At 65.8% G+C, this 23,780-nt stretch carries 15 protein-coding genes and 1 riboswitch; of the genes, 8 read left to right on the forward strand and 7 right to left on the reverse strand.

Going from position 1 to position 23,780, the window contains the following annotated elements; genetic code table 11:
• Positions 1-147 precede the first annotated feature (147 nt).
• Complete coding sequence (locus CSQ85_RS03745; RefSeq protein ID WP_395956290.1) at positions 148-3,519, reverse strand: tetratricopeptide repeat protein; 3,372 nt, start codon at positions 3,517-3,519, stop codon at positions 148-150.
• A 310-nt stretch (positions 3,520-3,829) separates the two neighbouring features.
• On the opposite strand from CSQ85_RS03745, the gene CSQ85_RS03750 reads away from it, so the two are divergent.
• The 3 genes from CSQ85_RS03750 to CSQ85_RS03760 all read left to right on the forward strand — a co-directional run bounded on the left by CSQ85_RS03750 (position 3,830) and on the right by CSQ85_RS03760 (position 8,782).
• On the forward strand, positions 3,830-6,001 hold the full coding sequence (locus CSQ85_RS03750; RefSeq protein WP_150382900.1) for a hypothetical protein: 2,172 nt from the start codon (positions 3,830-3,832) through the stop codon (positions 5,999-6,001).
• A 185-nt stretch (positions 6,002-6,186) separates the two neighbouring features.
• The gene (locus CSQ85_RS03755) at positions 6,187-7,863 is read left to right on the forward strand and encodes an aryl-sulfate sulfotransferase (RefSeq protein WP_150382901.1); all 1,677 of its coding nucleotides are present in this window, start codon (positions 6,187-6,189) and stop codon (positions 7,861-7,863) included.
• A 118-nt stretch (positions 7,864-7,981) separates the two neighbouring features.
• Positions 7,982-8,782 carry an ATP-binding cassette domain-containing protein gene (locus CSQ85_RS03760; RefSeq protein ID WP_150382902.1) on the forward strand — a complete coding sequence of 267 codons (801 nt, stop codon included), beginning with the start codon at positions 7,982-7,984 and terminating at the stop codon, positions 8,780-8,782.
• Positions 8,783-8,791: 9 nt separating this feature from the next.
• Here CSQ85_RS03760 and CSQ85_RS03765 read toward each other — a convergent pair whose 3' ends face one another.
• Both CSQ85_RS03765 and ppgK read right to left on the reverse strand, forming a co-directional pair.
• Entirely contained in the window at positions 8,792-9,985 is a 1,194-nt protein-coding gene (locus CSQ85_RS03765) for a pyridoxal phosphate-dependent aminotransferase (protein ID WP_150382903.1), read from the reverse strand.
• A 77-nt stretch (positions 9,986-10,062) separates the two neighbouring features.
• Positions 10,063-10,833 carry a polyphosphate--glucose phosphotransferase gene (ppgK, locus tag CSQ85_RS03770; protein WP_150382904.1) on the reverse strand — a complete coding sequence of 257 codons (771 nt, stop codon included), beginning with the start codon at positions 10,831-10,833 and terminating at the stop codon, positions 10,063-10,065.
• A gap of 171 nt (positions 10,834-11,004) precedes the next feature.
• On the opposite strand from ppgK, the gene CSQ85_RS03775 reads away from it, so the two are divergent.
• The 4 genes from CSQ85_RS03775 to CSQ85_RS03790 all read left to right on the forward strand — a co-directional run bounded on the left by CSQ85_RS03775 (position 11,005) and on the right by CSQ85_RS03790 (position 17,063).
• On the forward strand, positions 11,005-11,790 hold the full coding sequence (locus CSQ85_RS03775) for a nitroreductase family protein (RefSeq protein ID WP_150382905.1): 786 nt from the start codon (positions 11,005-11,007) through the stop codon (positions 11,788-11,790).
• 46 nt (positions 11,791-11,836) lie between these two features.
• Positions 11,837-13,594 carry a TIR domain-containing protein gene (locus tag CSQ85_RS03780; RefSeq protein WP_190972873.1) on the forward strand — a complete coding sequence of 586 codons (1,758 nt, stop codon included), beginning with the start codon at positions 11,837-11,839 and terminating at the stop codon, positions 13,592-13,594.
• A 117-nt stretch (positions 13,595-13,711) separates the two neighbouring features.
• Positions 13,712-13,870, forward strand: a riboswitch (FMN riboswitch).
• A 7-nt stretch (positions 13,871-13,877) separates the two neighbouring features.
• Positions 13,878-14,477, forward strand: a complete 600-nt coding sequence (locus CSQ85_RS03785) for an ECF transporter S component (RefSeq protein WP_150382907.1) — start codon at positions 13,878-13,880, stop codon at positions 14,475-14,477.
• A gap of 159 nt (positions 14,478-14,636) precedes the next feature.
• On the forward strand, positions 14,637-17,063 hold the full coding sequence (locus CSQ85_RS03790) for an energy-coupling factor transporter ATPase (RefSeq protein ID WP_150383045.1): 2,427 nt from the start codon (positions 14,637-14,639) through the stop codon (positions 17,061-17,063).
• 9 nt (positions 17,064-17,072) lie between these two features.
• On the opposite strand, the gene CSQ85_RS03795 is transcribed toward CSQ85_RS03790, so the two are convergent.
• The 4 genes from CSQ85_RS03795 to CSQ85_RS03810 form a co-directional block, all read right to left on the reverse strand.
• Positions 17,073-17,957 (reverse strand): hemagglutinin, encoded by an 885-nt coding sequence (locus CSQ85_RS03795; RefSeq protein WP_223846818.1) that lies wholly within the window; start codon positions 17,955-17,957, stop codon positions 17,073-17,075.
• The gene (locus tag CSQ85_RS03800) at positions 17,954-19,144 is read right to left on the reverse strand and encodes an MFS transporter (protein WP_150382908.1); all 1,191 of its coding nucleotides are present in this window, start codon (positions 19,142-19,144) and stop codon (positions 17,954-17,956) included. The genes CSQ85_RS03795 and CSQ85_RS03800 overlap by 4 nt, the downstream gene beginning before the upstream one ends.
• Before the next feature lie 329 nt (positions 19,145-19,473).
• Positions 19,474-20,811 (reverse strand): type I glutamate--ammonia ligase, encoded by a 1,338-nt coding sequence (glnA, locus tag CSQ85_RS03805; RefSeq protein WP_150382909.1) that lies wholly within the window; start codon positions 20,809-20,811, stop codon positions 19,474-19,476.
• 118 nt (positions 20,812-20,929) lie between these two features.
• The gene (locus tag CSQ85_RS03810) at positions 20,930-22,153 is read right to left on the reverse strand and encodes a hypothetical protein (RefSeq protein WP_150382910.1); all 1,224 of its coding nucleotides are present in this window, start codon (positions 22,151-22,153) and stop codon (positions 20,930-20,932) included.
• A gap of 140 nt (positions 22,154-22,293) precedes the next feature.
• On the opposite strand from CSQ85_RS03810, the gene CSQ85_RS03815 reads away from it, so the two are divergent.
• The gene (locus CSQ85_RS03815; RefSeq protein ID WP_150382911.1) at positions 22,294-23,751 is read left to right on the forward strand and encodes a DUF2252 domain-containing protein; all 1,458 of its coding nucleotides are present in this window, start codon (positions 22,294-22,296) and stop codon (positions 23,749-23,751) included.
• Positions 23,752-23,780: the final 29 nt, after the last annotated feature.

Consider the following 23,780-nt stretch of genomic DNA (forward strand, 5'->3'; position numbering starts at 1 on the left):
TGAGGGTTGACGGGCTGTCAAGCGCACATCCGGTTGCTTGGAATCGGTGGTATTCCGCCGTTAAGGGGGGATGTGCGATTGTGCGTTCCCGTGCGGTTGCCTCACACGTTCCTTATTGAGAACGATTCGCTGCAACGGGAAAGATGTTCACCCATTGAGGGAGCGGATGAACTGGGCCTGAACCACGTCGATGCCGCTGTTGTCGTCGTCTGTCATGCGCGCGGTGGCCACGGAGAGCGTGCGGGCGGGCACGAACATCCCCTCGTCGACCGTCAGCCGCGCCGCGTCGGCCACGATGCGCGCGACCTCGGTGTGCGGCCAGACCGGCAGGTCGTGCGCGGCGAGCACGGCGGCCGCGTCGCCCACGCTTTCCGGCACACGGATGCACTGCGAGTCGGCGCGGGCGACGAGCTCCTGCAGCTCGCCCTCCAGCGCGGAGATCTGGTCGGGGGCGATGTGGTCGCTCATGATGTACGCGGCGGCGGCCACGTCGAAATGATCCTGCATCCACTCCGCGTAAGCCAGACGGTAGTAGGCGAACGCGGCGTCATCGCGGTCGAGGGCGACGCGCAGGGCGTTCAGGCACGCGGCCCGAGCGGAATCCCAATCCTCGTTGCGCGCCAGCTGCACGGCGAGCTTCAGATGCGTCAGCGGATAGGCTGGCGCGTACGCCACCATCGCGTTGAGGTGCTTGAGGGAGTGGGAGGCGCCCTTGACCTGCGCGAGGACGTCCGCAAGCTCCATGTGCGCATAGAAGAGGTTGTCGGGGATGAGCACCGTGCGCTCGCCGGATGTGGCGAACAGACGGTTGTAGATCACGCGCTCGGCGTACGAGTTGAAGTAGCGCGGCACGCCGTCGCCCTTCGCGTACAGGGCATCGATGCGCCCCAGAGCCGCCTCGGCGGTCTCGAACGCCTGATCGACCTGCCCGCTGAACAGCAGGTCGCGGGCCTTGAGCCGGTCCCTGTCGAGCTCGTCGGCCATGCGCAGCGTGACGGATGGCGTGTCCCGTCCGTCGATCAGCGCGTTGGCGATGTCCGGCGCCTGCTCGGTGAGTTCGGGGTCGCCGATCATGTCGACGATGCGCATCGCCTCCTGCGCCTTGGCGACGGACGGCATCGACTCGTCGGAGGCGAGACGGTGGAAGTCGGTCTCGGCGCGCTGCATCAGGTCGACGCGCTGGATCGACAGGCCGGACGCCCGCGTGGTGCCGAGCACGCGCGCCGCATCGCCGGTGAAGACCCGGTCGGACATCTCCGGCTCCTCCTGGGCGCCGGACGGGGCGAACGCGGGGTCGCGCAGGTCGAAGCCGGCGTTGACCGGCTTGAGCGCGCCGCCGTCGACGTCCATCACGGCGTCGAACATGCGGTACGTGCTCATCGGGTGCGCGAGCGAATCGTGCTCGACGCGCATCAGGAACGCCTCGCGCGTGAACGTCACGGTCGCGAGGTTGCGCACGGTGGGATTGCGCTTGAGCACGCTCATCGGGTCGTCCGACGCCGTGCCGGAATCGTCGTCATCGTCATCGGAGCCGGAGCCGGAGCCGAGCGAGGAGCCGGCGATGAGCCCGTTCGCGCCGAACTCGTCGTCGGCCATGTCGCCGGCGTCATCGGCGTCGTCCGGCGCGGCGAACGCCGTCTCGTCGATGTCGATGTCGACGTCCCTGACCAGATCCTCGAAACGGCGGTCGAGCGCGTCGTCTCCGCCGTTGCCGTCCGACTGAGCCGTCTGATCCACCTGATCCGCCTGATCCGACCGGTCGGGCTGATCGGCGTCGCCCCGATCCGCGATCGGACGCGACGGAGAGGGCGTGCGCGTCGGATCGCCGTGGAAGTCGCCGTCCTTCGGTTCGGCCTTGCCGCCATGCACCGCGCCCATGTTGCCGGTGTGCATGCGTTCGAACGCGCTCAGCGCCTCGCTCATCATCTCCTCGATGGCGGAATCCTGTTCGGCGACCGCCTCCTCGAGCCCGAGCGAGTCGACGTGCAGCGACACCTCGTGCACGCGGTCGGAGGCGGCGAAGCTCAGAGCAGCCATGATGAGGCCGACGCGCAGGTTGTACTCGGCGCTCATCTCGGCGCGCTCACCCTCGGAGAGCGTGACCCAGCGATGCGTGGCCTCGTCGTAGCGACTGGCCGGCATCATCGAGACGCCCGCGGTGGTGAAGCCGACGGCCACGCGTCCCGCGTTGAGGTTGGAGCGGATCTCCACGTCGAAACGGTACGGCAGGCGCAGTTTCCTGACGAGCAACGCCATGCTCTGGCGATACGTCCATTCGGAGTCGGCGCCCTCGCGCTCCCCCGCGCGCTCGCCGATCTCCCGGGCGATGCGGCGGGCCTGCTCGATCAGGACGAGCATCGAATTGGCGTCGTCCCGCGTGCCCGCGCCCAGGGCGCCGTCCTGCGGGTCGCCGCCGCCGAGCGCGATCAGCGCGGGATCGTTGAGCAGCCTCAGGTCGAGGGTCGCGGCCTGCGCGCGCGTGATCGTCTCCTCGGTGGGTTCGAGGCCGAGGCGGGTGTTGCGTTCCAGCCAAGCGCTCACCTGCGCGAAGCGGTTGAGATTGCCTTCGATGGCGAGCGCACGCAGCGCCGGGGCGAGCGCGAGCGACGAATCCCAGTTGAAGAAGTAGGAGCCGGAGTAGCTGGACGTGTACAGGTGCAGCGGTTCGGCGCCGTGGATGGCCTCGAGGCCGGGGGCGTCGTCGAGGGCGCCGGCCTCGTGCATGAGTTCGGCGAAGTGGTCCTCGAGCCCGGAGACGCGCATGCCGTGGGCGCGCACGGCGAGCATGTCGCGCACGGAACGACGGATGGCGCCCATCGGCGCCTCGCGGTTGAGCCGGCGGAAGATGTTGCCGGCGCCGAAGCCGATCATGAGCCCGCTCATCTGCGGCAGCATGTAGGCGGCGAAGAATCCGATGGCGATGGCGTCGCGGTATTCGAGGTCCTCGCGCATCTCGCGCGGCAGGGGGTATCGCATCTGTTCGAGGCGATACCGGCCGCCGCGCATGCCGAGCCCGTCACGACCGTCACGGCCGTCACTGCCCGTGGTGCGGCTCCATGCGGCGAGCCAGGTCATGCGACCGTTGTCGTCGCGGCCGACGATGCCGCCGCCGACGCGCCGGCTGCCCGGCTTGCGTCCGCGCGGCTCCTTGGTGAACATGAAACGCGGCTCCATGTTCTGCACGTCCATGCCGATCTCGGGGCCGACGAACACGCGGCCGCGCCCGTCGGCGTAGGCGATCTGGGAGAAGTGGTCGCGGTCGGCGAAGACGCCGAGCGAGAAGCCCCCGCCGGACGAGGAGGACGGGCCGGAGCCGTTGAGCTGCGCCCATCCGAGCGTGAGCCTGCCCGGCACGTCCTCGAATTCAAGCAGATGGCGTTTGACCAGCGGGCCGAGCCTGCGCGAGTGGCTGGCGAGCTCCTGGGCCACGTCGATCCCGTCGCCGTCGGGGCGGCGGCCGGCTCCGGAGGCGTCGGCGGTGCCGGAGGCGTCCTCGGGGTCGGACGCCGCGCGTTTCATCGCCTCGGCCGCCGCGCGGTCAAGGGTGGCGCCGAACGGATCGGCCGAACCCGCCACCCGCCGGCCGAGACCGGCGAGACCTGCGGCATGGGACGCGAGCCGCATCGCCCGCTCCACGGCGCCCCTGATCGGTTCGGGGATCGGTGCGAACGGGAAACTGGGGTGTGGCTTACGTACTGACATGCCTCACATTGTTTCAACGCAACCCGACATGGGGAGAGGCGTGAAGCCTAGAGAATAATGCCTATAGAATGATGGGGTGCCTCATCTGCCCAGATCCCCCCGCCTTCCCCGGATCCCCCGCCGGGCGATGCGCCGACACCGTCGCGCGATCGTCGTGACCGTCGCCGCCGCGCTGATCATCCTGCTGATCGAATGCGTCGGGTTCAACCTGCCGTTCTGGCGCACGCTCGGCGCGAGCATGGATTCGGCCGCCTACGAGAACCGGATGGGATCGGGCCTCGAATACACCGACGCGGGCAGGCTGCGCGTCACCGATCCGACCGAGGCGTGGCTCGAGGTGGATGCGGACGGCACCTCCGGTTTCGCGCGCGTCGACACGTTGACGCCGAAGCAGGACGAGCTGCGGGTCATCCATCTGCGCGCCTCACTCGACGGAGAAACCGCCGAGGCGCGCACGATCACCCCCTATTCGCCGCGATCGCTCTTCCTGCCGGCGCATGGCGCGGGAACCTTGCGCGTGTGGATCGAGGAGGCGAAGGGGCAGGTCGTGCCGATCAAGGCGGTGCGCGCGAACGTGCGCGTCCCGTTCTCGTTCAGCCCGATGCGGGTGGCGTGCATGGCGGTCCCGCTGCTGCTGATCGCGGCGCTGGGCCCGTGGTCGAGGCTGTGGCGGATCGCGCTGGACCCGTCGGATTGGCGCCAACGACTCGGGTTCGCGGCGCTGATGGCGCCGTTCGCCGTGTCGATGGTGACGAACGTCATCTGGCAGATGATGTACGCCGGTCCGCTGGTCTTCCACGCATGGGGCGGCTACACCTTCGATTTCGAACAGTACGGCAGGATCGCCGATTCGCTGCTGCACGGGCGCGTATCGCTCGATCTGACGGTGCCGCCCCAGCTCGCCGCCGCCGAGAACCCGCATGACGTGCTCACGCGCAACCGGCTGTTCGCCGAGGGCGTCGAACCGATCTACTGGGATCACGCGTATTACGACGGCAAATGGTACACGTATTTCGGCGTGCTGCCCGCGGTGCTGCTGTTCATGCCGTACCGGGCGCTGACCGGACGGATGCTGTCGAGCGCGGCAGCCGTGCATCTGCTCATGTTCCTCGCGCTGCTGTTCACCTGCCTGCTGGTGGTGCGGCTCATCGTCCGGCTCGCGCCGCGCACGTCGCTGGCGGCCACGCTGATCGCCCTGATCTTCGTGCCGTTGGCCGGCAACTACGGCTACCTGTTCTACCGGACGAACTTCTACTCGGTGCCGTTCGCCGCCTCGCTGGCCCTGACCACGTTGGGACTGTGGCTGTGGGTGGGCGCGCAGACCGCCAAGCCGCCGCTCAACCCGGCCGACCGTTGGCGGGTCGGTTCGGCGCCGGAGCTGTCGTTGCCGAGGCTCGGTCTCGGCGCGCTGTGCATCGCGTCGAATTTCGGATGCCGCCCGACGTTCTGTCTCGCGGCCCTGCTCGGCTTCCCGCTGTTCTGGCCGCAGATCCGCGCGCTCGTCTCGGGGCTCGCCGCCGGTCAGGTGCCGTGGCGCAAGGCGTTGCGCGCGCCGGGCGTGGTGGTGCTGGCCGCGCTGGTGCCGATCATCCCGTTGATAATGTACAACCGCGCGCGCTTCGGCTCCCTGTTCGATTTCGGCACCGCCTACCAGATGACCGTCACCGACATGACGCGTTTCAAGGAGCCGGCATCCGACATCCTGCCGGTGATCGGCTACTACCTGTTCCTGCCGTTGCGGTTCACCGCCTCGTTCCCGTACCTGCGACTCTCCCCCACGCCGCTGCCCGAATGGTCGTTCGCCGAGCCGATGGTGGGCGGGCTGTTCGCGCTGTGCCCGCTGCTGCTGGGCGCGTTCGCGCTGCCGTTCCTCGTGCGCCGGCCCGTCGCGCCGTCGGACGCGCCGGACGCGCCGGACACGGACGTGCGGGACGTCGTGACACCGGGCCTGCGCCCGATGCTCGTCGGCGCGCTCCTTCTCGGCCTTGCGCTGGTCGCGTTCGACGCGGTGAGCGCCGGGCTGGGATGGCGTTATATGTGCGATTTCGGCTGGCTGATCGCGCTGGCCGCGCTGCCGGCGCTGCTGCATGCGATGGGCGAGGTCGCGCCGGATGCCGCGACCGGCGATGGCGCCGATCCGCGCCGCATCCGCCCCGCGATCCGCCTGCTCGTGCTCGCGATCCTCCTGTGGTCGCTGCTCGTGGCGCTGGTCTGCTGGTTCACGCCGGGGCGTCAGGACGTGATGCTCTCGGGCAATCCGAAGCTGTTCCACGACGTGGCCTCCTGGCTGCTCGCCTGACCCGCCCCGTCCATACCCCCGTTGCGCTTTCAGCGAATACCCAGCAAACAGGGCTCGACCGTCCAGACAAAACCCAAGTATTCCAAGGGTCGCCGCATACTATGAAGTGGTCATTCGCCCGATATGCGCGCATCGACACCCCCTGACAACCGAATCGTCACACACGAAAGCCGAAACATCACCCCATGAAGCGCATCGCCATGAGAAACCTCGCCGTACGCATCGCGGCGGCGGCAGTCACGCTCGCCATCGCGGTCGGATTGTGCCTGTTCACGCAGGACAACGTCAACGCCGCGATCAAGGAGCGTCGCGTCGAACGACTCAACGCACGCATCGAGAACGTGTACACCACCGACTACCAGCAGATGGCCGACGACCAGCTCGAAAGCGAGCGAGACAAGGCCGAGGCGACGCTCGACGACCCGTATCTCAAGGAGAACCCGTACGGGACGAACACGACGTCGCTGTACGTCTACTTCACCACCGACGAGGCGTCCAGCGTCTCGTACACCGTGCACGCGGACGGCTACCCGGACTTCTCCGCCACCGCCGAACAGGGCGACGACTACGCCACCGAACACGAGTTCCTCGTCCTGGGACTCGTGCCGGACGTCCAGAACACCATCACCCTGACCCTCAAGGACAAGTCCGGCGCGACGGTCGGCACCAAAGAGATCACGCGCAAGGGCCCGAAACTCCTCGGCGAGGAGGAGGTCCGCCTCGAGCAGACCGTCGAACCGACCGACGAGGCCACGCAGGCGCTCGGCAACGGCCTGTACGTGATCCTCGGCAACGACTCCAACGAGCAGGACTTCATGTTCTACTACGACGCGAACGGCGTGATCCGCGGCGAGGTGCCGGTCCTGTACTACCGTTCGCACCGTCTCCTGTTCGACGACAACGGGCTCATGTGGTTCTCCGCGTCGACGAAGCACTTCGTCGGCATGAACCGACTCGGCAAGCTCGAAAAGATCATCGACCTCGGCGACCGGTTCATCCTCCACCACGACTACGCGCTCGACTCGGACGGCGACATCGTCTCGCTCGCCACCGATCTCAAGCGCTCCGACCACGCGGTGCAGGATCAGGTCATCAAGGTGGACACCACCACCGGCGAGGTCACGCAGCTCGTCGACTTCGGCGAGATCTTCCCCGACTACAAGCAGTCCACCGACCATTCCGGCATCGACGAGTCCGATCCGACCGCCACGAACCGTTGGGACTGGATCCACTTCAACACGATCCAGCTGCTGCCCGACGGCTCCGCGCTGCTCTCCGCGCGCGAGACCTCGACGATCATCAAGATCGACGACATCGAGGGAGAGAACGGCGAGCCGACCGTCGACTACATGATCGGCGAGCCGAGCGTGTGGGACGGCACCTCATACCAGGACCTGTTCCTGAGCAAGTCGGGTGATTTCGGCGACACCGGCGGCCAGCACTCGATCACGTACGAGGCCGACCCGTCACTGCCCGACGGTCAGTACTACATCTACATGTTCGACAACAATTTCGGCTACGCGATGACCCGCCCCGACTACGACTGGACGACAATCAAGGGCATCTCCACCGCGCAGAGCTCGAAGGACGAGAACTCGACCTCGCAGTTCCGCAAGTACCTGGTCGACGAAACGGCCGGCACGTACACCGAGGTGCAGAGCTTCGACGTGCCGTACTCGCCGTACGTGAGCTCCGCCCAGGAGATCACCGACTCGATCAACCTCGTGGACACCGGCATGCAGGGCGTCTTCGGCGTGTACGACGACGCCGGCGAGCTGCAGGCCCAGTACAGGATGAAGCTCAACACGTCGTACATCTACCGCGTGTACCAGTACGGGTTCAAGGGCTTCTACTTCGCCTGATTCGCGTCGGTTCGCCCGTCCGGCCCGCCCGGTCCCGCCCGGTTCGCCCGGCGTACACCGTCCGTTCGGACGGACGGCCACCCAAGTCGTCCCATGGCACTCACTAGACTGAAGTGCCATGGGCTTTTTCTTTTCCCGCAAGGACACCCCGAAACCGGCCGCGGTCACGTTCACGCTCGACAAGGCCGGACACACCTATGACGACGGGCACGTCGGCCTCGGCGCCACGGACCTCGAGATCACCGAGAAGCGCGTCGCGATCATCGGCCTCAACGGGTCCGGCAAGTCGACGCTGCTGGGTCTGCTGGACGGCTCCTTGAAGCCGACGACCGGCACGGTGACACTCGCCGGCGCCGGCATGACGCTCGACACCACGTCGAAGAAGGACCTCAGAACCGTCGACGAATGGGTCGGCAAGGTGCGCCGCGAGGAGATCCCGAACGTGTTCTACCGCGCCGAGAACATCGTCAAGGCGGTGGACGAGTCGCTCAAGAAGCACAAGATCCCCGACGCGGAGCGCGCGGCGCGCATCGGCAACCTGTTCGCGCACTTCGGCCTGCAGCAGATCCGTCAGGCGAAAGCCGCCGAGCTTGACTCGGAGAAACGTCATCTGCTGGCGATCGCGGCGGCGCTCGCGTTCAACCCGTCCGCGATCGTGGCGGACGAGCCGTCGAAGGGTCTGGACGAGATCGGCACGCGGCATGTGGCCGAGGCGCTGTTCACCTACGACAAGCAGGTCATCGTCGCCACGCACGACACGGACATGATCGTGCGCCCGGAGTACGCGATCGACCGCACGCTGGTGCTCGACGCGCAGGGCGTCGTCTTCGACGGCGCGCCGAAGGACGCGGTCGCGTTCTACATGGACCTGATCCGGCGCAAGTACGAGGAGGGCAAGACGTCGGCGGCCGAGGCGTAGCTAGCGCCTTCAGCCGAGCATCGCGGCGACCGTGTCGAGGATGGCGCGGATGTTGCGGCGGAACTCGTCCGGCTCGGGCAACAGCGAGACCGCGAGATAGCCGTTGGACGTCATGTCGAAGAAGTAGCCGGGCTGGCCGGTGAGCCGGTGCGACTCGATCATGCGCAGCACGAGCTCGTTCTCGTCGATGACCGCGGGCACGCGCAGCAGCACGTTCCAGCCGCCTTCGGCGCGCAGCACGTCCACAAGCCGCAGGTTGTCGCCCTCGAGCATCCCGTGCAGGGAGGCGAGGTTGCCGCGCACCCGCTCGCGCACGCGCGCGACCTGGCCGGGGGCTGCGGCGAGCAGCGCGGGCAGCCGGTCGGCGATGATGTCGCTCATCGGCAGGTAGTCATCGGCGATCACGTCAAGTCGGCGCTGCGCCTCGATGACATCGTTTTCAGGCCCGGAGACGCGGATCCAGCCGACCTTCGCGTGCGGGGCGGCGAGCATCTTCGAGAAGCCGTCGAGCGCGAACGTGAGCGCGCCGGACTCCCCCGCGAGACGCGCATTGCCGTCGAACGGCTCGAGCGCGTAATCGTAGAACACCTCGTCGGCGATGATCGCGATCCCGCGCTCGCGGCACAGGCGCACCAGCGTGGCGCGCTCCTCGGGCTTGACGTAGGAGCCGGACGGGTTGTTCGGGTTGATGAGGACGAGCGCGCGGATGCGTTCGCCCCGCTCGGAGTAGAGCAGTTGCTCGATCGCGGCGGTGTCGATGGTCCAGGAGCCGTCGAACCGGAGCTGGTATTCGATCGTGTCCACACATTCGAGGCGCGCGATCGATTCGATGAGCGGGTAGCCGGGCTTCGGGGCGAGCACGGCGTCGCCCGCGTCGCACAGGAGCTTGATGAGCCAGGAATACGCCTCGGACGTGGAACTCAGCAGGTAGAGGGAGTCCGGGTCGACGGGCGCGGTGGGTCCGCCGGCCGGGGCATCGCCAGCGCCGCTCAGGTATCGTGCCAACGCCTCGCGAGCCGTGCGGGGGCCGCGCGGTTCGGCGGTGTACACGCCCGGCACCTCGGCCGGGGCGAGCCCGTGGCGGGTCGGATTGGAGTCATTGAGTTTGCCGAGGATGACGCCGTGCGCCCTGGCATCGGCCTCGGCCGCGGCGATCGGATTGGGCGCGGAGATGTCCACGCGCGAGGAGAAACGAACGGTCATATCCCCCTACTGTAGCCGTACCGCAACCGTCTCGAGAGGAGGAGGCTCCGTTTCCGGAGCCTCCCATTACAGCGAGATCAGGCCTGCTGCTTGGTGCTGGCGTAGTAGGCGGCGCCGATGATGCCGGCCTCGTTGCGCAGCGTGGCGGGCACAATCGGGGTCTTCACCTTGATGTACGGGATGAACTTGTCCGACTTGCGGCTCACGCCGCCGCCGATCACGAACAGATCCGGGTTGAAGTACTTCTCCATCAGACCGTAGTACTTGGTCAGGCGGCTGGCCCACTTCTTGTAGCTCAGGTCCTCCTGCTCCTTGATGGAGCTGGCCGCGTACTTCTCGGCGTCGAGGTGCTTGGTGTTGAGGATGATGTGGCCGAGCTCGGTGTTCGGGACCAGCACGCCGTCCATGATCAGGGCGGTGCCGATGCCGGTGCCGAGGGTCGTGGCGATGACGAGGCCGTCCTTGCCCTTGGCGGCGCCGAACTGCTGCTCGGCGAGGCCGGCGGCGTCGGCGTCGTTCACGACGGTGACCGGGCGACCGCACGCCTCAGAGAACACGGCGGTGACGTCCACGCCGACCCACGACTGGTCGAGGTTCGCCATGAAGTCGAGCGGCGTGCCCGGCTTGATCGGCGCCGGGAAGGCGATGCCGACCGGAGCGTCGTCCGGGACCTCGAAGTGGTCGAGCTGCTGCTTGACGATGCCGGCAACGGCTTCGGGGGTGGAGACCTCCGGGGTCAGGATCTTGAGCCTGGGCTCGGCGAACTCGCCCTTCTCCAGATTGACGGGGGCCGCCTTGATGCCGGAACCTCCGATGTCGACGCCGAAGGCCTGTGCGGTTTCAATCATCGTTGACCTCTTTTCCCTTTCCTTATTGGGTGGACGTATACCGACCATGCCGTGATACGACCCACGGCATGCAGACACTTGCATCCTATCGCCCGGACACGCACGACATGCTTGTCGTTTCATAATCTGTGCACACGTTTGCATGAACTGTTCGGTGCGATAATGGGACGTATGGCTGAACACACTCAATTGATCGACGCGGTGGACATCCGCACCGCGATCCGCTCCTACGACCCCGACCCCATCGACGACGATGTGGCGCGCCAGCTCGCGATGACGCTCGACCCGATCAACCTGATCTCCGGACTCGACATCCAGCTCGTACGCGACCAGCCCAAGGTGTTCGAGGAGGCGAACGCCTCCGGGCACCTGACGAACGCGGCGAACTATCTGGCGATCGTCGGCCCGAAGAACGACGACGAGGCCCGCGAGCGCGCCGGCTTCTACGCCGAACGCGTGGTGCTGACCGCGACCCTGCGAGGACTGGGCACCCTGTGGGTCGCCGGATCGTGGGATCGGGCCGAGGCGACGAGGCACTGCCGCATCACGCGCGATCAGGAGCTGTATCTGGGCGTCGTGATCGGCCACCCGGAGCATCACCTCGAACGTTTGCAGCGCGGCTACGCGGAACTCACGGAGTTCCAGCGCACGCACCGGCCGACCAAGACGTATGAGCAGTTCACGGCCGGCATGTCCGACGAGGAGCGCACCGGAGCGCCCGACTGGTTCAAGGCGGGCGTCGAGGCCGCGATGAAGGCGCCGAGCGCGATGAACCGCCAGCCGGTCGTCTTCTCGTACAACCCTGACGACAACACGGCCGTCGCGCGCCTCGACCCGGACGCCGGCGACGAGCACTGGGGCCTCAACGACCTCGGCATCGCCAAACTCCACTTCCAGATCGGCGCCGGCCAAGGCCAATGGGCCTGGGGCGACGGCGGGCTGTTTGTGCACAGGTGAAACGCCTGGAAAAGACCGATACAGAAGATACAGAAGGGAAAACAATATGGAACATGACGGCACACCGCAACGAGAATTCAACATATTCATCAGCTATCACCATGAGGACAACCACTACAAGGCGTTGACCAGCATCGCCAAGGAAGCCGTGAAAGCATGCAACGACGATATGGGCAACGTGCATTTCAACTGTTTCCTTGACGAGAACATCAATCCAGGCACCAGTTGGAGAACACGCATCAACGAGGCGTTGAGCCGCACCGACGTCCTCCTGCCGTTCATTACCGAGGATTACTGCCGCAGTGAGGAATGTCGTTATGAATTCAACCTCTTCTTCTCGAAGAAACACGGCAACGAATTCTGCCTGCCTGTGTTCTGGCATGCCGAAAGCGTCATTGCCGAATCACTCGACTCCGACGTTCAGGACGCCAAAGACGTCTGGCAAAAGGTACAGAGCATCAACGGCATCAGCGATATTGCGAACGCTGTGAAACAGCTGCCCCGTTACGCTTGGGATGACGAGCTGTCGCGAAACCTACGGCAATTCATCGTCAGCAGCATCACCGGTCAATTGCATCGCATGGCCAAGATACTCAACAAGATGTCCAGCGCCGAAGCCAAGGACATGAGACTCAGCGCACAGGAGATCGCACAGGCGGAGCAGTTGTCCGAAGAATCGGCATCGGCTTCAGGCCAGAGCGTCTCCGAGCCCGCCACCGTTCCCTCGACTACACCGGCGCGGACCGCCACGCGCAACAGCGACAATGCCGTCACGTCACAGGAACCAAATGAGCCGAGCGAGTCGGACGAACTCACTGATTCGGACGCCGAAGTCGAGCAGCCGCTTTCCCCGATCTTCCACATGCGTACCAAAAACACCGGCGTCGACGCAAAGGCACAGTTGATCGATGGCGTGTTCACCCTGCTGCAAGGATCCGTCATCCCCGCTCAGGCGAACATCAGCGACAACAACAAGGCCAAGTATTCCGCGAAGACAGTCAAGAAACTGTTCGAAAAGTATTGGGAAGACGGCACGTTGGTTCCCACCGACCCCGCCCCCAACGGCTCGAAGATGGCCATGCTGGTCGCGGACATCCAGTTCACGTCCCCCTCCGGTGCCTCCGCCTTCGCCCAAGGCCACGCCACAGCCGGAAACACCGTGTGGCAGACGGATGACGGCGTCGCTTACAAAGACTGGGTCAATCAGGCGGCCGCAGAAGCCGGTGAGACGTTGTCCGACGAGAACGATGAAGACGACGAGGACCAAAAGCAATCGTCGAATCACTCCGGAAAGACCCCGCGAGCCGGTTCCCGCAAGGCCAAAAGCAAGACTGACGTCAGCATCAAGGACACTACGACGTACGACACGATCGCGCAGGTCTGCAACACCGTGTTCGGCACGAATTACGTGTCCTCCCCGTACAAAAGCCATTTCCAGCCGGGCACGCTGCACAATCGCGTGGTGACCGGATACGAGCCGTACCGGGTCATGGCGTGGTTCCCGAGGATCACGGCGGAGGACGGCAAGCCCGTCATCGCGCCGAAGGACTGGAGCTACGAGCTGTCGCACGAAGGCGGCGACACGTACATCTACCGGACGAACAAGAATGGCACGACCGAACGGTCGAACAAGGACGAAGGCACGCGCAACGTGGTATTCGGCGGATTCCTCGACCCGGAAAACAGGAAGGTCTACTACCGCTTCCTTGGAGTCTTCCGCGACGACGGTGTCGCCGTGCACAACGGCAAGGCGTCGTACCGCAGCAAGCTGGTGGCCGATTCCTTCCCGATCATCAAGGACTAGACGGCGTCCGACCAGCCCTCCGGCCACTACGCGATCCATCTCACACCGGCGCGAACCGCATCTCGCACAGCGAAACGCGGTTTGCGCCGGATCCATACCTCCGCGTATACAGGTTCCTGTCAGTTTCAGGGAAGGTGAAATTCCTTACTGGCGGTAACCCGCGCCCCGGGATTCATAACGGGAGCGTTCGGGAAGCCCGCGACCCGCCCTCATACGGCGGCTGATCCGGTGAGATTCCGGAGCCAACGGTTACAGTCCGGATGGAAGAAACGAGGAGCTCAGCATGAGCGTATCTTCTGATAACCACGTCCAGTCCTCCGTCGACCACGCCACCGGCTCGCACGCCACGGGCGTCGCCGACTCCGGCCGTTGGTCCACGCGCCGCATCGCCGTCTACGCGCTGTTCGTCGCGCTCGCGATGGCCACCAGCTTCGTCGAATTCCCGATCATCCCGGGCATCGCGTGGCTCAAGTACGATCCGTCCGGCATCATCTGCCTGATCGCCGGCTTCGCGTTCGGCCCTGCCGCCGCCGCGATCGTCTCGGTGCTCGGCTTCCTGCCCCACCTGTTCATGGACCCGTGGGGCACGCTGATGGCCGTGCTCGTCGTGCTGGCGCTGTCCGTGCCGGCCGCGTTCATCTACCGCAGGAACCGCACCCGCAAGGGCGCGCTGATCGGCCTGATCGTCGGCGCCGTCGTCGCGCTGGTCGCGGCCATCCTCGGCAACCTCGTCGTCACCCCGATCTACGCGCACATGACCGTCGCGCAGGTCGCGGCGCTGATCGTGCCGGCCCTGCTGCCGTTCAACCTGCTCAAGTTCGCCATCCACGGCGTGGTCACGTTCCTGATCTACAAGCCGATCTCGAACCTGCTGGACCGCTGATCCGGCGGCTTGGTCTGACCGCATGACGTGACGAATGGTGATGATCCCGTTTCGGCGGAGTCATCACCATTCGTCGTTCTATGAGTTCCATGACTCTATGACTTTGCTTTGTGACTTCGCGAAATGAGTGACGTGACCAACGACGTGAACCCGGCCGCCATGAACCCCGACCCCTCCCCCACGGACGACGCGGCGAACCTGTCCGGCATCCGATTCAGCTACGACGGCGGCGCCACATGGGCGTTGGACGGCGTGGACATCACCATCCGGAACGGCGAGTACGTCGCGCTGACCGGCCCAAACGGATCGGGCAAGTCGACGCTGGCACGGCTCGTCGCCGGGCTCACCGCGCCGGACGCGGGCGAGGTGACGCTGTTGGGGCATCATGTGTTCGGACGGGCTGCGAATGGCACGGGCGCTGCAACCCCGGCGTTCACGCCCCATCCGGACGAGTACCGGGCCGCACGACGCGGCATCGGCGCGGTGTTCCAGAACCCGGAGGACCAGATCGTGACCACGGTCACCGAGGACGACGTCGCCTTCGGTCCGGAGAACCTCGGCGTGCCGCGCGAGGAGATCGGGCGACGCATCCTCGCCGCACTGCGGGACGTGAGCATGGAGGCGTACCGTGCGGCCGATCCGACGCGGATGAGCGGCGGCCAGCAGCAGCGCGTGGCCATCGCGGACATGCTCGCGATGCGGCCGCGCATGCTCGTACTCGACGAGCCGACGGCGATGCTCGACCCCGACGCCCGGGCGGAGGTGCTGCGCATCCTCGACTCGCTGCACGATGCCGGCACGACGATCGTGCATGTGACTCATCATGCGGATGAAGTGTCGCGGGCTGGGCGCGTGGTGCGGATGAAGGTGGGACGGGTTGTCTCCGATGTTGCGACAGAGGCTGCCGGGGTGATTTCCGATTCTTCCGTTGGGCGCTCCTCTACGGTCGGTGTGCGTGCCTCGACACACTCAAGGCCATTCGGCCAAGCCTACGGTCGAGACACGCACACCGACCTTCGGTCGCTTGCTTCCGCCGGTTCGTCACGTTCCGTGGGTGACGCCGCCATCGCAGTTAATCAGGTGTCGTTCGCCTATTCGCCGGATTCGGCGGCGGTGCTGCGGGACTTCTCGCTTGAGGTCGCCCGTGGCGAGACCGTGGCGATCATGGGAAGCAACGGGGCCGGCAAATCGACGCTGGCGCGGCTGGTCTGCGCGCTGGATCGGCCCGATGCGGGGTCGATCACGGTCGACGGGATTCCGGTGGCGAGCGCGCGCGACGGCAACAGACGCAAACCGCGGGTGCTTCGTCGTCGGGATCGGCGTCGGCTGCGCGAGACCGTGGGATTCGTCATGCAGCGGCCGGAACGGCAGCTGTTCGCCGAGACCGTGACCGAGGACGTGGCGTACGGGCCGCGCAACCAGCATCTGAACGAATCCGAGGTGCGCGAACGGGTCGACTGGGCGCTACGCCTGCTGCATATCGAGGGGCTTGCGGAGCGCTCGCCGTTGGAGCTGTCGGGCGGTCAGCAGCGGCTCGCGGCGATCGCGGGCGTGATCGCATGCCGGCCGCGCGTGCTGGTCATGGACGAGCCGACGGCGAGCCTCGACTCGGCGGCGACGGCGCGCATCCACGAGCTGGTGCGCACCCTGCACGATCAGGGGGTGACCACGCTCATCATCACGCACTCCGAGGCGGAGGCGCGCGAACTGGCCGACCGCATCGTCGTGATGCCGTCGCACGGCGATGACGTACGGGACGACCAGACGCATGACGACCAGGCGCATGACGACCAGGCGCATGGCGGCCGGCGATCGCCGTCGCTGATCGCGCGGCTGGACCCGCGGGTGAAGATGGTGTCGTTCCTGGCGATGATGTTCACCGCGTTCGCGATCAACACGCCGGCGCAATTGCTGCTCGGCGCGCTCGCGGTCGCCGGGGTCGTGACGGCGGCGCGTATCCGGCCCGCTCGACTCCTGCGTTCGGTGCACATGTTCCTCGCGCTGTTCGTGGTCGCGGGCCTGCTCAACATCCTCTTCGTGCGTTCGGGCACGGTGTTGGCGCGGCTCGGGCCGATCCCGATCACCGATGACGGCGTGACCATCGCCGTGCTGTACGCGTGCCGTTTCGCGCTGGTCATCATCTTGGGCGCGGTCTTCCTCGAGACGACCACACCCACGGCGATGACCGATGCGTTCGGCGCGCTGCTCTCCCCTCTGCGTCGCCTCGGCATGCACACGCAGGAGATCGCGCTGGTCATGTCGCTGGCGTTGCGGTTCCTGCCGACGCTCGGCACGGAGGCGAAGGCGATCGCGGACGCGCAGGCCGCGCGCGGAGGGTCGATCGAGACCGGTTCCCCCGCCGAACGCATCCGGGCGATGGTCGCCACGATCGTGCCGATCTTCGCCGGGACGCTGCGTCACGCGGACAACCTCTCCCTCGCGCTCGACGCACGCTGCTACGAGGAGGGTCTGCACCGCACGCATTGGCGTGTGATGCGGGTCGCCGCGCACGACATCGCGTTTGTCATGTTCGCCGTGGCGTATATCGCCGTGTTGATCGCGCTGGGCGTGCTGTTCCCATTGTGACCGGGCGATTCAGCTGCGGGGGTTGCCGAACCAGCCGGAGTAGATGAGGGCGAAGTTGCGGTTGCCGTAGCTGGAGCAGGCGTTCCCCTCCCCCGATCCGCCCTTCAGCGCGGCTTCGTTCGGCTGGTACGGCGTGTAGATGTACAGCAGCGCGGTGGCCTTATTGCGGATGTACACCTCGGAGGCGCCGCACGCGGTGTTCGGGTGATACTGGATCGTGTTGAGCTGACCCGCGTGATAGCCGTAACGGTCCTCGTGCTTCGTGTAGTACTGGTACCGGTTGGCGGCGCCGTAGACCTGACGGAAGAACCCCGCGTACTTCGGGTCGCAGCTCGCGTCGTCCGGACAGCTCAATCCCATCGCCGACTTGAGCTGGAAGTCGCTCGGGTCCGTCGCCGTCACCAGATGCTGCTCCTTCTGCAGCACGGTGAGCAGCACCTTCTGACTGATGCCGCAGGCGCGGGCGGACTTGTCGATGATCGCGGCCGCGGACTCCCCCTTCGCGCCCTGATACGCCGTGCAGTACTCGTCGGCGGGCATGGTTTCGGTGTCGAACGTCATCGAGGCGATCGATCCGCCCTGAGATTCGAGGAACGACTGCACTTCGGCACGGCTCATCGCGTCCTCGTTGAAGAACTGGCCGTCGGAGATGATGTCGCCGGGGTCGAAATCGTACTCCTGCGCGAGTCGCAGCTGCCTCGCCTCGACCCGGCGCACCTCCGCACGCCACTGGACGAACCGGACGAGGCCGAGCACCAGCGCGATCACGCAAATAACCGCGACGAGGCCGGCCGTGACCACGGCGACGCGCTTGAGCGGGCCGAGCTTCCTGAACTTGTTGACGATCGACTTCCTAGCGATCGACTTCCCGGCACCCGGCTTCCTGGCGCTCATGCGCGGCTCATGCTTCGACGCAGCAGCGTGGTGATGACGATCGCGCCGACGGAGAAGACCGCGCCGACCGGGCCGAGCCAGGTCAATCCCAGATGGTCGTTGACGAGGCCGCCGACCGCCGAACCGATGGCGATGCCGATGTTGAAGCTCATCGAGTTGAGCGAGGCGGCGAGGTTCATCGAACCGGGGTGGGCCTCGGCGGCCACATCCATGTACAGCACCTGCGAGGCGGAGTTGAACAGGTACATCATCATGCCGAGCGCGACGAGCAGAAACGCGCCGTAGATCGGCAGGATCGAGGCGAGCGCGAGCGAGCACAGCAGAATCGCGTGCACGCAGAAGATCGGGCGGGTGCGAGCCAACGGTTCGACGCCGCGGCCGCGTTCCGCGATCTTGCCGCCATACAGATTGCTCCACAGGCATGCGACGCCGTACAACACGAGTCCCACGCTCACATAGCGCTCGGGCACGCCGATTTCGTCACGCATGATCGGGGTCAGATACGTGTAGAACACGTAGCTGGACCCGGCGCCGCACACGACGGTGAGCACGCCGCCCCAGATGCGCTTGTCGAAGAAGAGACGGAACTGTCGCAGGAATCCGATGGTCACCGGATGCGAGTTACGCGGCAGGAACATGGCCATGAGCGCCATGAGCACCGCGGTCAGGCCCGTGATGATGAAGAACGTGATGCGCCAGCCGAATGCGTTCGCCACCCATGTGCCGAACGGCACGCCCACGACCGATGCGATGGAGAAGCCGGAGAACACCCACGCGATGAACTTCGTGCGGTATTGTTCGGTGGTCACATCGGGCGCGTAGGTCATCGCGATGGCGACGAGCGTGCCGGAGACGAGCGCGATCATGATACGGGCGACGACCAGTATCGGATAGTTCGGGGCGAGCGCGCACAGGAGGTTGCCGGCGAGGAACACGCCCATCAGGGTCAGGTAGGTCGCGAAACGCGGGAATCGGGCGGAAATCGCGGAGCCGAGCGGCGTGACCGGCGCGTATACGAACGCGAACAGGGCGACGAGGTTGCCGACGGTGACCTCGGAGACCTTGAGCCCCTGCGCGATGTCCGGCAGGATGCCGACGACGACAAACTCGCTCATGCCGAGCATGAAGCTCGCGAGGATGAGGATCGTCACCGGCAGGTTGAAGAATCGATCCTTCGTTGCAGGCATGAAACCACTCGTCATCTTCCCCGTTCCCTCTCATCATTTCCGTTTCATGTGCATGCTATTGTTCCGGCCCTACAACGGAAGCGTGAGACACGCGGGACACCCGGGGGCGAAGAAGCACGGCATAAGGCAGGCAAACGAACGAGGACCGGTCGACTGGAGTCAGCCGGACAATCAATTCGACAGACAGCAAAAGGCCCCCTCTGACGGGACGTTGCCGTGAAGCAAACAGCAGAGCTGTTTGTAGGCAACGTGCGAGCCGACAGGCGAGCCAACCAGCCTCGCGCGCAGCGCGTCCTTAATTGCGGGACGGGCTGGCAGCCGCAGACTGACTACAGCTTCGGCAGATACGTCTTCAGCTCGTACGCCGTGACCTGACGGTTGTACTCCTCCCACTCCTGACGCTTGTTGCGCAGGAAGTACTCGAAGGCGTGCTCGCCGAGGACGTCAGCCACGAAGTCGGACTTCTCCATGATCTTCAGCGCGGCGCCGAGCGAACGCGGCAACGGCTCGATGCCCATCGCCTGACGCTCCTGATCGGTGAGCTCCCACACGTCGTCGCTGGTCGGTTCGCCGAGCTGCATCTTCTTCTCGATGCCGTCGAGGCCGGCGGCCAGCAGCACGGAGTACGCGAGGTACGGGTTGGCGACCGGGTCGAGGCCGCGGAACTCCATACGCGCCGAGTTGCCCTTGCCGGGCTTGTACTGCGGGATGCGCAGCAGCGCGGAACGGTTGTTGTGACCCCAGCAGATGTAGCTCGGAGCCTCGTTGCCGCCCCACAGGCGCTTGTACGAGTTGACGTACTGGTCGGTGACCGCGCAGATCTCCGCCGCGTGGTGCAGGATGCCGGCGGCGAACTGACGGGCCGTGATCGACATGTTGAACTCCTGACCGGCCTCGTAGAAGGCGTTGGCATCGCCCTCGAACAGGCTCAGGTGGGTGTGCATGCCGGAACCGGGCGCGTCGGCCAGGGGCTTGGGCATGAAGCTGGCGTGGATGCCGCGCTCCAGCGAGATCTCCTTGACGACGGTGCGGAACGTCATGATGTTGTCGGCCGTGGTCAGCGCGTCCGCGTACCTCAGGTCGATCTCGTTCTGACCGGGACCGGCCTCGTGGTGCGAGTACTCCACCGAGATGCCCATCTGCTCGAGCATGTTCACGGTGGCGCGGCGGAAGTCCATGCCGGGGCTGCGCGGGACGTGGTCGAAATAACCGCCCTCGTCGATCGGGGTCGGGGCCTTGGACCAGTCGTCCTGCTGCTCGAAGAGGTAGAACTCCATCTCCGGGTGCACGTAGAACGTGAAGCCCTTCTCCTTGGCCTTGGCCAGCGAGCGCTTGAGCACATGGCGGGGATCGCCGAGGCTGGGCTCGCCCTCCGGGGTGAGCACGTCGCAGAACATGCGGGCGGTGCCCTGCGGGCCGCCGCGCCACGGCAGGATCTGGAACGTGGACGGGTCCGGCTTGACGATCATGTCGTCCTCGGAGACGCGGGTCATGCCCTCGATGGCCGAGCCGTCGAATCCGAGCCCCTCCTCGAACGCCGCCTCCAGTTCCGCCGGTGCGATGGCCACGGACTTCAGGGTTCCGAGCACGTCCGTGAACCATAGGCGAATGAAGCGCACGTCGCGTTCCTCGACCGTGCGCAGGGCGAACTCTTGCTGCTTATCCATAGGCACATATCCTCACACCCGCGTGTTATCGCTTTGTTTCGACGGCCGATTATCGGACAGGGCCGGCCGGAAACCGGCCGGCCCCGGATATTCGGCCGGGTTCACGCCCTGGCCGGGTTCACGCCTTGGCGGGGTTCACGCCGTCCTTGATGATGCGGTTCAGGCGGCGTTCGATGTCGGCGGCCTTGGCCTTGGCACGGTCGACGTCGAGCGGCTTGTCCTCGTCGAAGTAGTCGAGGTACGGGGCGATGCGCCTGCGGTAGTTCGGCCAGTTGCACACGGTCAGCTGGTTCTGGTCGCCGTCGTACATCGCACGCCACTGGATCCACGATTCGTTCGTGATCGGAATGACCGTGTTGCTCCTCGCCTCGCAGATCGCGAACACGAGGGGGACGGATTCGTCGCGCCTGTCCGTGAGCTGCCAGTGGTCAAGCATCTCCTTGAGCTGCAGCGTGTCGGACGTGTAGATGTACCTGAACTCGCGGCCGTCCGTATCCGGGTCGATCTCGGTGACGAGCTTCGGGGAGATCAGATCGCGCTGTTCGATCGAACGGGTATCGTAGGCGCTCCATTCGGCCTCGCCCGCGCCCGGATCGTAGGCGCGGAAGCTGTACGGCTTGTCGCCCCACGACTGGTCGTAGCGGAGCTCCTGCAGGTACATCTTCTCGTCGTTCGCCCAGCTGAAGTACTTGACCGACAGCTGTTCGTGGCTGAGTTCGAGGCCATCGAGCCACTTCTGGATGTCCTCTATCGTGGTCTCCTTGGACATGCGCAGGTCGTCGTAGGCGCCCGCGTAGACGTGCGCGCTCTCCTGCAGGCGTTCGATCTCGGCGTCAAGATCGGAGGCGTCCATAGCGGTGTCCGCGGCGGCGTCCGACTCGGAGTCGTCCGAGGTGTCCGAGATGTCCGAGATGTCCGAGACATCAACCCCGCCGTCACCGACCGGGTTCATCGCCGGCCTGTCGTCGTTCAGCGTGATCTCGCCGAACCCCGGCACATGCTCGATCGCGCACTGACGCACCTCGTCGGGGGTCGTCGCCTCGAGCATGCCCGGGCACGTCTTCAGATGGTCGAGCTTCAGCCCGAGACTGATGATGTAGTGACGCAGGCAGTAGCGCGAGGCGTGGTCGTCCTTGCAGTTGGGATAGTTGCAGTACGAGAGGATGTAGTGGTCGGCGAGCTCGTCGCACCAGCCGTCCTCCCACTGGCAGCTCGTCGGGCCGTCGCCGCCGAAGAAGTCCGGCTCGTCCGGCTCCGCGGGTTCCATCTGCGGCGCCTCCGCGGCCTTCTGCTCGACATCCAGCTTGGTCTCGGTCTCCGACGCGGTCTTCAATGCGCTCATCGCGATCTCCTTACGTGCTCCCCATATCGGCTGATTCCGGTCTACCACAGACGCCGCCACCCCGCCGACCCGGCCGCGGCCCCTTACATCAGGGTTAACCGGACAACGCGCCGGGCGCACCCACGCTAAAGTAGAAGCTTATGAGTGAAGTTAGCGAAGTCGCACAGGACCATCTGACCCCGTCCCCCAATCCGCCCGTCGACGTCACGTCGTGGCGTCAGGCCGACAACCCGCGAGAACGCTCCCGCGCCGGCATCGCCGCCCGCACGAAGGCGCCGCTCGAATCGCACGCCATCTGGCAGGTGAGGCCGGGTCGTCGCGAGTCGATCGCACTGCTCGAGGAACAGTCCGCGATCCGTGTGCCCGACCTGATTCCGCTGAGATACAAGCGCATGAGCGTCAGCCCCTTCACCTTCTACCGCGGCACCGCGCTCATCATGACCAACGACCTCGCCACCACACCCGTTACCGGCATCCCGGTGCAATGCGTCGGCGACGCGCACATCGGCAACTTCGGCATCTTCCGCTCCCCCTCGGCGCGACTCGTGTTCGACATCAACGACTTCGACGAAACCGCGATCGGCCCGTGGGAGTGGGATCTCAAGCGCCTCGCGGTGTCGGTCGAGATCTGCGGCCGCGCGAACAAACTCAAGGAGAGGGACGTGCGCGCGGCGGTCCTCAGATGCGTGCAGACGTACCGCGAGTGCATCAAGCAGTTCTCCGAAATGGACTATCTCGACGCCTGGTACGAGCATCTCGACGTCGAGGAGACGCTCGACCGCTTCGAGACGAACGCGGGCGGCAAGCGAAACCGCACGCTGCGCGAGGCCGCGATGAAGGCGCTGCTCAAGGACAACGACGCGGCCGCCGCGAAGCTGTGCAAGCTCAAGGACGGCAAGTTGCGCTTCAAGTCCAATCCGCCCGAACTGGTGCCGATCAACGAGCTGACGAGCTACGCCGACCCGGAGGCGCTGCAGGCACGTCTCGACACCCTGTTCGAAAACTACCGCCACTCCCTGTACGAGGACCGTCGCTGGGTGTTCGACCACTTCCGCTACCAGGACGGCGCGCGCAAGGTGGTGGGCGTCGGATCGGTCGGCCAACGTGCATGGGCGAGCGTGTGGATCGCGCGCGACATCGACGACCCGATGATGATCCAGATGAAGGAGGCCACGTATTCGGTGCTCGAGCACTACTGCGGCGCCTCCCCGTACGCGACGCACGGCGAGCGCGTGGTGCAGGGTCAGAAGCTGATCCAGTCGACCGCCGACGTGCTGCTCGGATGGACCAGCTTCCTCGCCGAGGACGGCAGGAAGCGCGACTACTACGTGCGTCAGCTGTGGAACGGCAAGGGGTCGATCGACATCGACAATCTCAACGCGACGGCGCTGTCCGATCTGTCGCGCATGTGCGCGTGGTGCCTCGCGCACGCGCACGCGCGGACCGGCGATTCGATCGCGATCGCGAACTACCTCGGCGGCTCGGACGACTTCGACCGGGCGATCGCCTCGTTCGCGGTGAGCTACGCCGAGCAGAACGACGAGGACTACGCCGTGTTCAAGAGCCTGATCAAGAAGGGCGAGCTGCCCTGCGCCTGACTGGTAGCCGTATCTCGAGAGAACCTGAC

It is taken from the genome of Bifidobacterium rousetti (assembly GCF_008698235.1).
Lineage (GTDB): Bacteria > Actinomycetota > Actinomycetes > Actinomycetales > Bifidobacteriaceae > Bifidobacterium > Bifidobacterium rousetti.